This is a genomic window from Rhodococcus sp. P4_B6, assembly GCF_056402215.1.
Map to the genome: position 1 here is coordinate 1 of NZ_JBFUHV010000214.1, position 12,837 is coordinate 12,837.

At 69.4% G+C, this 12,837-nt stretch carries 8 protein-coding genes and 3 pseudogenes; 4 read left to right on the top strand and 7 right to left on the bottom strand.

Translation table 11 applies throughout. From position 1 onward, the window contains the following. A partial coding sequence (locus tag AC1DWT_RS44910) for an ABC transporter permease (protein WP_477925749.1) occupies positions 1–500 on the bottom strand: 500 nt, incomplete at its 3' end. A 259-nt stretch (positions 501–759) separates the two neighbouring features. Here AC1DWT_RS44910 and AC1DWT_RS44915 point away from each other — a divergent pair. Beyond that, on the top strand, positions 760–2,184 hold the full coding sequence (locus AC1DWT_RS44915; protein WP_477925748.1) for an amidase: 1,425 nt from the start codon (positions 760–762) through the stop codon (positions 2,182–2,184). Positions 2,185–3,485: 1,301 nt separating this feature from the next. Here the strand turns inward: AC1DWT_RS44915 and AC1DWT_RS44920 are convergent. From AC1DWT_RS44920 to AC1DWT_RS44945, 6 genes and pseudogenes are all read right to left on the bottom strand, one after another. After that, complete coding sequence (locus AC1DWT_RS44920; RefSeq protein WP_206015801.1) at positions 3,486–4,301, bottom strand: class I SAM-dependent methyltransferase; 816 nt, start codon at positions 4,299–4,301, stop codon at positions 3,486–3,488. A gap of 73 nt (positions 4,302–4,374) precedes the next feature. Continuing rightward, entirely contained in the window at positions 4,375–6,048 is a 1,674-nt protein-coding gene (locus AC1DWT_RS44925; protein WP_206015802.1) for a helix-turn-helix transcriptional regulator, read from the bottom strand. Between the two features lie 313 nt (positions 6,049–6,361). After that, complete coding sequence (locus tag AC1DWT_RS44930) at positions 6,362–6,649, bottom strand: pentapeptide repeat-containing protein (protein WP_206015803.1); 288 nt, start codon at positions 6,647–6,649, stop codon at positions 6,362–6,364. A 99-nt stretch (positions 6,650–6,748) separates the two neighbouring features. Further along, positions 6,749–6,931 (bottom strand): hypothetical protein, encoded by a 183-nt coding sequence (locus AC1DWT_RS44935; protein ID WP_241031622.1) that lies wholly within the window; start codon positions 6,929–6,931, stop codon positions 6,749–6,751. A 581-nt stretch (positions 6,932–7,512) separates the two neighbouring features. After that, positions 7,513–7,910: pseudogene (locus AC1DWT_RS44940) on the bottom strand (hypothetical protein). Positions 7,911–7,954: 44 nt separating this feature from the next. Continuing rightward, positions 7,955–8,266, bottom strand: coding sequence for a hypothetical protein (locus AC1DWT_RS44945; RefSeq protein WP_206015804.1), 312 nt, complete (start codon positions 8,264–8,266; stop codon positions 7,955–7,957). Between the two features lie 1,259 nt (positions 8,267–9,525). Here AC1DWT_RS44945 and AC1DWT_RS44950 point away from each other — a divergent pair. The 3 genes and pseudogenes from AC1DWT_RS44950 to AC1DWT_RS44960 form a co-directional block, all read left to right on the top strand. Further along, positions 9,526–11,611: pseudogene (locus AC1DWT_RS44950) on the top strand (type IV secretory system conjugative DNA transfer family protein). A 42-nt stretch (positions 11,612–11,653) separates the two neighbouring features. Then, positions 11,654–12,007: a hypothetical protein gene (locus AC1DWT_RS44955; RefSeq protein WP_206015805.1), complete on the top strand. Its 354-nt coding sequence runs from the start codon at positions 11,654–11,656 to the stop codon at positions 12,005–12,007. Next, positions 12,004–12,837 (top strand): annotated as a pseudogene (locus AC1DWT_RS44960) (ParA family protein); the annotation flags it as partial. The gene AC1DWT_RS44955 and the pseudogene AC1DWT_RS44960, both read left to right, overlap by 4 nt.

Consider the following 12,837-nt stretch of genomic DNA (forward strand, 5'->3'; position numbering starts at 1 on the left):
CCGGCGAACTGGACCACGTCCGGGCGCCGCAGCCGATCCCCGATCAGCCCGAACAACGCGCTCATCGCCCCCGCCAACACCACCAGCACCACGACCGCGGCGACGGCATCGACGGCACTGCCGTGGAACTCGAAACCCAAAGCCACGGCGGCGACCCCGAGCAATACGGCCCGGGCGAGGGTGAACACGGCCTCGTTGATGGTGCGAGCGATACCGGGTAGGCCCGCCCGCATCGGCAGGGCCGCGAAGCGGTCATGCAGGCCGTTGGTGTGATCGATCGCGGCGGACACTCCGGCGTTGGTGCCGGCCATCACCGTGGAGACGGCGAGCATCGCCGGGGTGAGGAAGACGATATAGCTGACCCCGGCCGGAAAACCGGGTCCGGCGGCGACGCTGCGAAACACCTGACTGAACAGCACCAGCATCGCCATCGGCATGGTCAGCGAGAACATCAGCAACTGCGGGACGCGGGCGCTGGTGCGCAGGTTCCGGACGGTCAGGGCGGCGAGCTGATCCCCGACCGAGGGGCGCCCGCATGTCTGTCAGGTTAGCTGGACCCAGGCGGTGTCGAGAGCATCCGTATTAAAACCGAAGTCGGCTTCCTCGTCCTTCGTAAGCCATGGGTAGGCCAGCGGGATCGACCAGTGCTGCCGGCGATTATTCCGGGGTGCAGAAATCGCACCCCGGGGGTGCCTGTTCGTTGTCGCGGTGCGCGCAGAAAATCGTCATACGCGCAGACCTGGGAAAGGAGGTGGCCGCATGACCTGGGTGACGGGGTCCGTCGACCCGGGTCACGAGAACACCGCGGCGGCGATCGCGGTGCGGGTGCGTTCCGGTGCTCTGGCGCCGGTCGACGCGGTCAGCGACGCTCTGAACCGAATCGCGGAACGCGATCCCGTGTTGAACGCCTTCGTGTCCGTGCGCGCCGACGAGGCGCTCGCCGAGGCGACGGCGTTGGCCACGCGAGCGGATCTGGCGAAGTTGCCGCTGGCCGGGGTGCCGGTCGCGGTCAAGGACAAGGTAGCGCTCGTGGGCGCACCGCTGCGTGACGGCTCCGCAGCCACCAGCGTCGAGCCGTCGGCGACCGACCACCCGGTGGTGGCGCGGTTGCGCGCGGCCGGCGCCGTGCCGGTGGGGCTGACGGCCGTGTCCGAACTCTGTGTGTGGGGCACAACCGATTCACCGGGTTTTGTCACTCGCAACCCGTGGAATCCCGGTCTGTCGGCGGGTGGATCCTCGGGCGGTGCGGCCGCCGCGGTGGCCGCGGGCATGGTCCCGATCTCGCACGGCACCGACTGCCTGGGATCGATCCGCATCCCCGCCGCCGCCTGCGGCCTGGTCGGCCTCAAACCCGGTCGTGGCCTCGTGCCGGCCGAGATCGGGGCAAATTCGATGCACTCGATGGCGGAGAACGGGCCGCTGACGACCACGGTGGCCGACGCGGCGCTGATGCTGTCCGTGCTCGCCGGCCGCCCCGAGCTCGCGGAGATCCGCRATCCTGGCCGTGCCCGGATCGCGGTGGTGCTCGGCCATCCCAACCCGATGGTGCGCACCGACACGCACTGTGCACGTGGCGTGGAGGAGACGGCACGGATCCTCGACGCGGCCGGCCATCTCACCACCGCCGCGAAAGGGACGCAGGTGTACTCGGCCACCTCGGTACCGGATCTGGTGCGATGGTTCGCCGGTGTTGCCGCGGACGCGGAAACTCTGGATCGTGCGATGCTGCAGCCGAGGACCCGGCGGCATGCCGCGGTGGGGCGGGCGGTGAACAGAGTCGGTCTGGTCCGGCCCGGCCCGGTGGTGCGGGTCGAGCGACGACTGCGCGCCCTCGCCGAGCATTTCGACGTGGTGGTCACTCCCGCGCTGGCGCACCCGCCGCCCGCAGCGGTGGAGTGGAGTCGACGGTCGTGGCTCGCGAACGCGATCGCCTGCATGCGCTTCGCACCGTACAACTCGCTGTGGAATGTGGTGGGATGGCCCGCCGTGACCGTCCCGGTCGGCATCCACCCGCACACCCGGACCCCGCTGGCCGTGCAGATCGCCGCCCCGCCGGGCGGCGAGACCACCGTCCTGGCGCTCGCTGCCCAATTGGAGCAGCTCCAGCCCTGGCCGCGGCTCGCCCCGGCAGCGCCTCGCCACCCCGGACGCGGGTGGCATGACTCTCTGTTCGAGAGCGTTTAACCACCGTCGAGCAACGTGAACTACACCTCGTCACCGGCCTGATCGAGAGCTCGCTTCACCTGCATCGGCCCCACCGCCTGCGTCATGGACGCGCAGACCGTTACCTGTCCACCACGCAGCATCCATCGCTGGAAGCATAGTGATCTACATCGAAGACGCGATGAGACCGACTGAAGATATCGAACGAACGAGAGACGAGCCGGRCTGGCACATAGCTACGCGGTGGCTGACTTTGAGGAACGCACGCGGCCACCGCCCGCCGGGCTTCCTCACCAGCGGGGTCACCGATCGTCTGCACATTGACGGTGCATACGACGACCATCCGGGCCCGAGCCAGTCTGTATCGGGAGTGATGTTTGAGGGCGCCGTGGTCGGTATACCCAGAGAACGCGCAGACCTCGATCACTCGGATCGGGCGGGACCGTTCGCCGGCGGGACKWCGACGCGAACGGTGAGCGAACGCCGGATTCCTAGAGTGTGAATCCCCAGGCGTGCTCCGCGTCGGAGCTGCCGACTCGAGCTTGCCGAGCGATTGCCTTACGAAAAGCGGTTTGAGACACCATCAGTCCCACGTYGGGACGTTGCAGGAAGCGGAACCGAGACGATGAGCAGCCCTGAAGAATGCAGAATCACCCAGAACTGCGCACCGGGCGGTCACTATGACACGACGTTGAGCAGYGCCGTCACAAGRGCACGCATCGCCCGCACGGTCGCAGCGAACGAGGGAATCTCCACGCACCAACTCGTGGCCCTCCTCGACGTGACGGAATGGCCGATGCAGCAGCTCCACAGCTACGCGCWGGCAGCAGGAGCCCGGGCTGACASCRAAGGTCGTTGGTGGCCCCGGCCGACGAATGGGCCGCCGTTCGCTGACTCCTTCCCTGTCTAGGTCTAGATCCAAACGTCCTGCAGAGGAGGGTGATGTCGTCCATTTCGGAGAGCAGGTCGCCGCACGCTCGGTGACCGTCGTCCGTGAGATATTTCGCACGGATTCGCTCGTTGAGGCCGTTGGCCTCTGCGCCTCGCGCAATGGTGGCCGGGCCGGACCCGAATACCCACGCGGCGTCGGGGGGTCTGGACGAGCACCGAGCCGTGCGGACAGGCTGCGACGTTGCGGGCCTTGCCGGGGGTCGCCGCTGATGTCTCGATGAGGATTCGCCCGTTGTCGAGAAGGAACATGGCGGGAGACCCGTCGTCGTTCTCGGTGCCGAGCACGGCGTAGAGCCGCCGGCCGAGGATCTGGCGTGGCTACGCGCTGAAGCCGCGGTGGGCGGGATGGATCGTGGCGGTGGTGGCGTCGCTCATGGCCGGCGTGCCGTCACGATGTTGCATTCGAAGGGCGCCGCGATGCTGCCGTCGGGGGTGGTGAACGGTGCCAGAACGTCGTGGGCGTCGGCGCGGATGCGCCGGTACACGTCGTCGGAGATTAGTTCGAGCAGCGGTGTGCTCTCGACTTCGGTGGTCACGAACGCGTCGACAGATGGGGCCCGGTAGGTGCCCGAATGGGTGCGGGCGGTCGTGACCTGCAGCCCGGCGGACTCGACCAGGCCGGTGAGCTCCTCGAGGTTGCCGCACACGAAGTAGGTACTCAGCAGGGACATGGCTTCGGGGCCGGCGTGGCGGGCGGCCATATCGACGAAGGGTGCGAAGGCGGGCTGGGCGTCGAGGGCGCCCGGGACCGCGACCGCGACCCTTCCCCCAGGAGTGACGACCCGGGCCATCTCCAGCAGAGCCTGGGGTCGGTCGGGGAAGAACATGAGCGACATCTGACACAGGACCGTGTCGAAGGACTGGTCCGGGAGGGGGAGCGCATCGGCGTTGCCCTGGCGGAATTCGATGTCGGGTCGGACGACCCGGCGGGCGACGGTCAGCATCGCCTCGTTCAGGTCCACCCCGACGATCGTGCCGTCGGGTGCGACCAGGTCGGCGGCGGTGCGGGCGACGATCCCGGTCCCGCAGCCGATGTCGAGCACCCGCTGGCCCGGCGCGACGCCGGCAGCGTCGCAGAGGATCGGCGCCCACTGGGCGAAGAACGCCGGGACGAACGCGGACTCGTAGAACTCGGTCGCTTCGAGGGGGATCTGGAAGGACTCGGACGCTTCGCTGGAGGTGGTCATGGCCCCATCGTGCGGCCGTGGGCGACGGGGAGCATCGGGCAGTTGCCCCATGCGGTGTCCCGACCAAGGACCATCAGCGCGGGTCGGACCTACCGTCCGGCGGGCCGAGCACCCCGACCGCGTAGGCGGCGGCCTGGGCCCGGTTGCGCAGGTTGAGCTTGGTCAGGATGCTGCTCACGTGGTGGGACGCGGTCTTGCGGCTCAGATAGAGCCGGTCGGCGATCTCCGGATTCGACAATCCCGCCCCGAGGAGCCGCAACACCTCCTGCTCGCGCACCGTGAGCATCCCCACCCCCTTGGCGCCGGTCCGGGCCTTGACCCCCAGGGAACGGAGGAATGCCGCGACCCGATCGGTGTCGAGGGTGGCGCCGATCGCCTCGAATACCGCGAGGGCGCGGCGGGCGTGGTCGACGGCGACGTCGGGCTGGCTGCCTGCGAGCACGCGACCGAGCTCGAAGCGGGTCCGAGCCGACTCGAAGGGGAGCTCCAGGCGGGACCACGTGTCAAGCGCCGCCGCCAAGTGGGCGGCGGCGGTCTCGGCGTCGCCGCGGGCCATCGCCACGCGGCCCTCGGCGCCCGCGGCCGTCGCCGCCAGCTGGTCGCTGTCCATCGATGACGCGATGTCGGTCAGCCGCCGGGCGGCGGCACCGCCCTCCTCGATGTTTCCGGTGGCCAGATGCGAGTCGACGAGCAGGTCGAGGGCGGCCGCCAGATGCGTGCGGTGCTCCCCGAGGTGACGCAGCCGTTGTTCGAGGTTGCGGCTGGCGGATGGCGCGTCGCCTCGGGCCAGCAGCAGCGCCGCGAGCGACAACGCCTCTTCGGCTTGGGCCTCGACGCCCTCGCCGAGATGGGCCAGCAGTTGCTCGGCCTCCTCGAGGCGGCCCTGACGGATCCGCAGCCTGGCCATACGGGTCAGCGCCCTGGTGTGCAGGCCCGGGCAGGCGCCGTCGGTGATCCGCAGCCCCGCACCCAACTCGCGCTCGGCGTCGTCCCACCGTCCCTTGGCGGTCAGCACGCTCCCATAGTAGATGCGGCACTCGGCGTACAGGAACGGGCAGCCATAGGTGCGCACGAAATCGTCGGCCACCGTGCACCACTGCGCAGCCCGCTCGATGTCGCTGGCCAGCTCACAGGCATTGAGCATGTCGCAACAGGTGTAGACGACCGTGTCCAGAGTCGAGCGCTCACCGGCCAGCGCGGCGGCCATCGCCTCGTCGATCAACGCGAAGCCGGCCGCGGTCTCGCCCTTGCCCACCCGAACCAGCCCCAGCTGTGACAACGCGACGAGCTCGAGGTCGACATCCCCAGCCGACCTCGCCACATCGAGGGCCCGCGACGCGAGGTTTTCGGCGGCGTCCAGGTCGGGCAGCCGGTAGGCGCGGGCCACCCACACCCAGCCGTGTAACGGGCCCGGCTCGAGCCCCGCCAACAGCCGCTCGGCCCGACCGATCCAGCCGTTGGCCGCCGCGATGTTGGCGAAGTTCGCCTTGTAGATGATGGCCAACCACACCGCGCACTGCGCCGAACTCGCCACGGCTCCCGACCGGCGGAACAGCGAGTAGGCGCGGTTACACCGGTTGACGCAGTCGTAGTTTTCGCCCAACCACCACAACGACACCGCCAACCCGAAACACGCCTCCGCCGTCTCGCTGTTCTCGAGCACCTGCTCGAACCCGGCCCGCGCATCACCCCAGCGCCCCTCGGCGAGGGCGGCGCGGGCGCGGGAGAGCAGCTCCTCGCTGGTCACCACAACCATTCTGCCGCTCACCGCCGGAAACGACCGCGGGGGATTTCCGCCACATCAACGAAGGGATCGCCTGTCCAAATGAGTGCGACTTCGACGAACCCGACGTGCGACGTGGGGTCGACCCGTCGGCAGCACCGTCCCATATGCGGATCCGCTATCGAGACGCCGGTGGCATCCAGAGGCCGGGGTTGGTGTCCGGTCCGTGACCGCCAGCCGAAGGCAGCGGCCACACCGGTGTCGACGATGCGCTCACCGCCGCCGGGATGCTCGGCGCCGCCGAGGCCGCCGAGTGGTTGCGGCCGGGTGCGTTACGTCAGGCACACGGCCGAGACCGCGACGGGGAATCGATGGGCAGGGCGGGCGGCGGGGTGACTCCGTCCGGCCAGATCGTGGTCTCGTCGTGGGCGACGCCGGTCAGGTTCGCCCCGATCAGATTGGCCACACCGGACAGGTCGGTGCCACGCAGGTCCGCGCCGGGCAGCGATGCGCCGGACAGGTCCGTGCCGGACAGGTCCGTGCCGGACAGGTCCGCATGGGACAGGTGCGCATCGGTCAGGGCCGCGCCGGCCAGACACGAGTGCGAGAGGTCGATGCGGGTCATCGACGGTGCCTGCCGGTTGCGGGAGCGGCTCGAGAGCTTTACCGGCGGGACCGTGCTGCTCGCGATCCTCAGTGTCCCGTTCAAGTGCCCACCGGCACCCTATGAGGGCCCCAGGAACGCATCGCGCGCCCACTTGCGCCACAGCTGAGCGAACTTGCCCAGCAGTGGCCATTCGACGACAGGGAGCAGCCACTGCCCGACCGTGTCGAGACCCTGTGCGAGCACCGAGCGCGGCGGCAGCTCCACGCCCCAGTAGCGGCCCTTCTGGGTCGGGTTGCCCACAGCATCGCGTGCTGTTGCCCGCGCAGGTAGTCCGCCCACGACAACGCACCCGGCACGTCCGGGATCGGATCGGCCCACCCGTCATGCGCCTGCGCCCACTGTCGCACCGGCCACGGTGTGCGTACCAGCCGCCGGTGTAGCCCCGTCACACCGGATTCGGCGAGGTTCGCCACGACCAGGGCCTCGTTCTGGATGTAGCGGCGCTGTTTGCCGACTGGACGCATGTTCCACGGCCCCGGCGGCTGCACGAACCATGCCGGCGCGTGCGGGTGACGTTGCCCTCCACCCCGACCAGCGCGAGACGCATCGCCTTGCGTTCACGGTCGGCGCGGTTTTTCGCCGCCGCGGCCTGCCGGGTGAACTCCGCCTCCGGGTCGCTGCGGCCGCCGCGCTTTTTTCCGCGCCGGGTGCCCTGTGCGGTGGGTTCTGGCTCCGCGCCCGGTGCGGGGTGGGGGCGGCCCGGTTCGCTGCCATTGCCGCCGCCCACGACGGCGGCAACGCACCGGGCGCAACGATGGTCGGCTCGGGCTCGTCGAAGTTCGGATCGAACAGTGCGGTGATCTCGTTGTCGGGCTGCACAGTCATCGGGAGGACTCACCTTCGGTCGGCGTGAGGGCATGCGCGCTGCCGGCGGCGCGGGAAATGGTGGGAATGCGGACCGTGACGGTCTGGCCGGGCTTCGGTGGGCGGGTGCGTTCAGGTCGTTCCACGCGGCCCGGATCACCGAACGGACCGGGCGATCGGCGTTGACGAACTTCGTCACCCGCGCGGTGAGCGCGATGGTGATRACGATCATCACGACGAGGGACTTGAACCCCAGTGGCACGTGGACGACGGCGCGGGCGACGACGAAGACGGTGACCATGAACGCGGCCCCGAGCCCGAGCGCCGCGTACCGAATCCGGACCGGCAGGGTGAACCCGGTCGGGCCGAGGTAGTGCTGATCCACCCGGTGCAGCAGGTCGTCGTTGTCGATCACGGTCGGCTCCCGTCGATCGTCGGTCGGTGATCAGGCATGGCAGCTCAGACCACCCGGATCCCGAAGAGGCTCAGAATCCAGCGGTCGATGCCGGTCGTGGCGCTCTCACTGCTCGCGAGGGAGAAGAACGCGATACCGACGAGCGACAGGCTGCCGACGGTGAAGACCTTCGACAGGTTGCCGCGCAGGCCACCGAGGAGGACGACGCATGCGATCAGGGCGAGGATCGTGAAGACGATGTTGTCGCCGATCCATGCGCGCAGCCCGCCCGTGGTGACTTCGGTGTTCTGGGCGAGTACGTCGATGCCCGGGGTGGGGGTGGTCGCGAGGTCGACGACTGCGGACGTGAGGGACATGAGCACACTCCATCGCTGAGTTCGGTAGGTGCACCTGAATGTGGATGCGCACGACCGTAAGTCGATGTCGCTTTTCATCTCAACGGGGTGTCCGCGCCGGGATCGGGTCATCGACGCAGGCCAACGGAGCTGTGCGGCATCGGGAATGTCGATTCCCGCGACGGGCGCGCAGCGGCGGCGCGGCGGGAACCGCACGACCTCGATGGTCAGCCGGTAACCAGGCGGGTGAGGGGATTCCCGCGGTGATTCGCACGACGGGGCGGCCCGTGTGTCGGCGCGGTGATCAGGACCCTATGGGGCGCAGTGGTGTGCTCGCGTATAGGCGCCGTCGAGCGTCGAGGCTATGGGTACGTACACGGGCTCTACAAGCGTGAGGTCGGGCGGTGTGCGCACGCGGTGCAGACGGCGGCGTCGGAGACTGCGCCCAGACGGGCTGTCGCGGCAGGTCCGCAGCGAGCGGATCGAGCACCCAGTGAACCGGTGCGTGGAGAAAGCGCTCAGATGCGCGGTGAAAACGGCGCCGGATTCGGCTATGGATTTCGGCGGTGGATTCGACCGCCCGAAAATACGGCTCCCACGCCCACCCCCTCCGGGGGTCACTCCCCCCGGCGTTCCTTGGGGGGAGTGTAATCCAGAATTACGCTCAGCGCCAACGCTATTCGAAAGCGCCCATGTAGAACGCTATACGCGGTGCTCGAAGCAGTGCCGCGGCGAGCACTCACCGCCACGGGTGTCCACGCGTTCCGCAGCGCTCACAACACCGCTCGATCGAGCATGCGGAACCGCCCACAGAGGCGCGCGGCGAAGCGCTCGACAGAGCACTGCCGCGAGCGCTGAAAACAGCGCCTCACAGTGCCCCGTAGAGCACTCGGTGCACGCCCCGTAGAGCGCTCCAACGAGCGTGCCGAACAGCGCTCGAACGAGCGTGCCGAACAGCGCTCGAACGAGCGTGCCGAACAGCGCTCGAACGAGCGTGCCGAACAGCACTCGGCAGAGCACCCGGCGCAGCGGTCGACGGCCCGATGCAACCACCGTGCACGCGGGCGGTGAACAGAGCGCCCGTCAGGGTGCCAGCCGAACGCGGTGAAGGTTCGGGAAATCCGGCCTGCAGATCGTGCACGAGAGCGGTGTTCGTCGCACCACCGGGGGTGCGGCGCACGAGGGGACACCCCGTTGAGGAAAATCGCGGGTTTCTGTCACTGTGCTCAACGACGCCCCCGGACGGCGTTCAGGCTCGAAACGATCGAAAGGCACAGGCGGTGAGCGGAAATCACGACCCACTCGAGGACTGGTTGGTCGCGACGTGGCGCGATACCTTCGGCGATTCCGGCGGCGGTCGCGCCGGCCGGGTCGGCGCGGACGGTCAGCCGACGCGCATCCGCCGGTTTACCCCGCTCTCGCCGATCGCCGTCGCCGCCGCGGGCGTTGCCGTGTACTCCCTGTGTGTGGTGTCGGCGGCCGTCGGCAACGAGACGGTCGTCCGAGGTGCTGGCGAAGCTGCACGACTACCGGGCGCTGCTCGTTGCCGCCGCTGCCCTGCTCGTCATCGTCGACGTCCTGCGCCACCGCATGCACAGGTGGTCGCAGATGGTCGAATCGGTGGTCCGGCAGGCCACCGGGCACCTGCCGACGAAGATCGTGGTCTCGTTCTCGCCCGGGTGGCGTGTGATCCGCCGCGCGAGGATCACATTGCACCGTGGCACCGTCATTCGGCCCAAACAGTTCGAGGAGCTCTCCCGCACGATCGAGGCAGCCTTCCCCGCCACCGCACAGAGCGAGACCACGGTGCGGCACGTGGCGCACCGCGACCRCATCGTCATCACCCGAGAGTCGATCACCCCGGACACCCGCTCTGCCCGTCAGCGGACACTCCAGTCCGCGCTCGATGCGGCCTCGATGTTCACCGACCCGAGGGTGTCGATGAACGCCGGCGCCAGGGGCTTCCAGCTCAAAGTCGAGGAAGCCCTCGCCTCCCTGGCTGGGCAGCACGAGTCCGGCCGCAACTGGACCACCGACTGGTACCCCGACAAGGGCCACCTGGTGATGCGTCTGGTCACCGCGATGCCCTCGCGCGTGGACCACCCGCTCGCATTGATCGACGAGAACCTGCGCCACCTGCCGTATGCGACCGGTGCCGCGGACCGAATCATGTACTGGGACGTCTCCACCAGCTCCAACAAGCCGCACTGCCTGATCGTCGGCCCGACCGGGGGCGGCAAGACGTCGGTGATCCGCACCCTGCTGACCGAGGCCGCACGCCGCGGAGTTCCGTTYGTCGGCGTCGATCCGAAGATGATCGAACTCGACGGCCTGGAGGGCTACCCCGGCTGCGGCGCGATCATCTACGACGCGCTGCGTGCGGCGATGTTCGTGCGCGCGCTGCACACCGAGATGATGGCCCGCAACGCCTACATCCACCAGATGAAGATCGAGGGCTCGCAGCTGCCGCTGATGATCGCGGTGCTCGACGAGTTCTTCATCCTCTCCGGCAAGTGGCAGCGCCTGGCCAAGACCGGCGACGACGAGACCCGCGAGCAGCTCAAAGAACTCGACCCTCTCGGGGCGTGGGCCGACCTCGCCGTGCTCGCCCGTTCGGCCGGTATCCGGCTGCTGCTCGGGGTGCAGCGCCCCGACGCCAGTTTGTTCGGCGGCGCATCCGGTAACGCGCGCGACAACTTCGGTACCCGCATCAGCCTCGGCAACCTCTCGCAGGACGGTGCGCTGATGATGTGGGGCGACTCCACCGTCGGCCGCGAGGTCGACACCTCCGTCAAGGGCCGCGGCATCGCGCTCGGTGACGACGGCAACCCCGTCAACGCGCAGATGTGGTGGACCCCGAACGTCGACCGCCACCCCAACAAGTGGAACCAGCTCGCCGAGCGTGAGAAGGCGATCATCGACGGCCTCCTGCCCACCGAGGCCCCGCAGTTCACCTGCTACTCGCAGGAGCTGGCCTCGTTCATCGAGTCCGAGCGCGCCCTGGCCACGCGGGCACGCAGGCACGGCCGCGCTCCCGCGCCGATCGTCCTCGGCGCGACCGCCACCGACGGGGACACGTCCACCGAGTCGCCGACTGTTAACGGCGCGCCCACCGGCGATGACGACTTCTCGGACGTCATTCCGGCCTCCGCAGTCCAGGCCGGCCAGACCGTCCTCGTCGACGACGACCACGGCGAACTCGTCCCCGTCACCGTCGACGCGGTCGACGTCCGCCGCGGCGCCACGGGCGAGGTCGTCGAGACCGTCCTCACCGTCGGCGCCGGCCGCGTGAAGACCCGCATCACCTTCGACACCACCGGCGTCGTCGTCCTCCCCGAAGCCGACCTCGTTGCCGCGTCGGCGTGACCCTCGTCGCCCGGATCCACCACCACCGAAAAGGGAGCATCCATGAGCCGCCGTATTTCCCAGTCGATCACCCCGACCACCGAGGATGTCGCCGCGCTGCGCGGACCGTTCGTCGCCAAGGGTGCGAACGACCCCGTGATCAAGGCGCTACGGGACTACTTCAAGGACTCGGTCCCCGCGTGGCTGGCCAAGCTCAGTGAGGAGCAGGAGCTGACCCGCGAGCGGCTCGCGGAAATCCGGGATGCCTCGTCGAAGCGTCCAGTCGTCATCGAAGCGCTGCCCGAGGGAGGCGCCCGCGACACGGCCCTGGCCGAGCTGGAGACGGCCGAGGCCGTCGTCGACGACATGGACACCGCACTGGCCGGCGCCGGCGCCTTCGGGGTCAGCTCACGATGACGCCCACTGTTGATGTCGAGATCACCTCCAAAACCACGGCATCGGCCACCCTGGCGGATGCCGACGTGCCTCCGATGGATCTGGAGGCGACCGAGAGCAAGACCCTGTCCACTGTCGTGCACGAGTTCCTGCACCACATGGCGCAGGCCCAGGGCGCCGACGTCGAGGTCGTCTACCGGACGGCGAAGGACACTCGGTTCCTGACCGTCGGACCGGACGGGACGGCCGCGGAACGCGCCCCGAGCATGCCCCTGCCGATCGCCGTGCCGACGGCACCCGAACAAGTCGTGGCGGAGCCGGTCTCCACCCCGCCCGGCGGGCCGGTGGTAGTTGGGGCCGAGCAGATCGCCTACGCGGCGGCCCCGCAACCCGCGGCGCCCACACGGGCCGCTCCGACAGAGCCGGTCACGGGCCCGCTGGACGTGCTCGGGCAGCTGTCCGCGCCCCGCGCGAACCCCGCGGCGAGCGACCCAGCCCGGCGCGGGGTGCGTGGCCGACTCAACGCCCTCCTCGGACTCGCGCTCGCACCCAAGTCGGACTCGCTCGAGATGCGACTGCGCGACGCGCAGACCACGATCGCCCGCCCGCTCCCCGAGGACGCCGTGGTCACCGTCGCCAACCTCAAGGGCGGCGTCGGCAAGACCCCGATGTCGATCGGCCTGGCCGAGACGTTGGCCGAGCACCGAGGCCCCGCCACCGTCACGTGCCTGGACCTCGGCGACGTCGGCGCCAGCTTCGCCGATCGCGTGGCCGTTCCCCCGGCCGCCGGCCAGGACGCGGCCAGCCTGGCCGGCATCGACCCCACGACCACCGACGCCCGGCCGTCCAGG

Bases quoted from the DNA above. Each gene is read 5' to 3' on its own strand.
- AC1DWT_RS44920 (WP_206015801.1), bottom strand. From the start codon at position 4,301: ATGACCACCTCCAGCGAAGCGTCCGAGTCCTTCCAGATCCCCCTCGAA.
- AC1DWT_RS44930 (WP_206015803.1), bottom strand. From the start codon at position 6,649: ATGACCCGCATCGACCTCTCGCACTCGTGTCTGGCCGGCGCGGCCCTG.
- AC1DWT_RS44945 (WP_206015804.1), bottom strand. From the start codon at position 8,266: ATGTCCCTCACGTCCGCAGTCGTCGACCTCGCGACCACCCCCACCCCG.
- AC1DWT_RS44955 (WP_206015805.1), top strand. From the start codon at position 11,654: ATGAGCCGCCGTATTTCCCAGTCGATCACCCCGACCACCGAGGATGTC.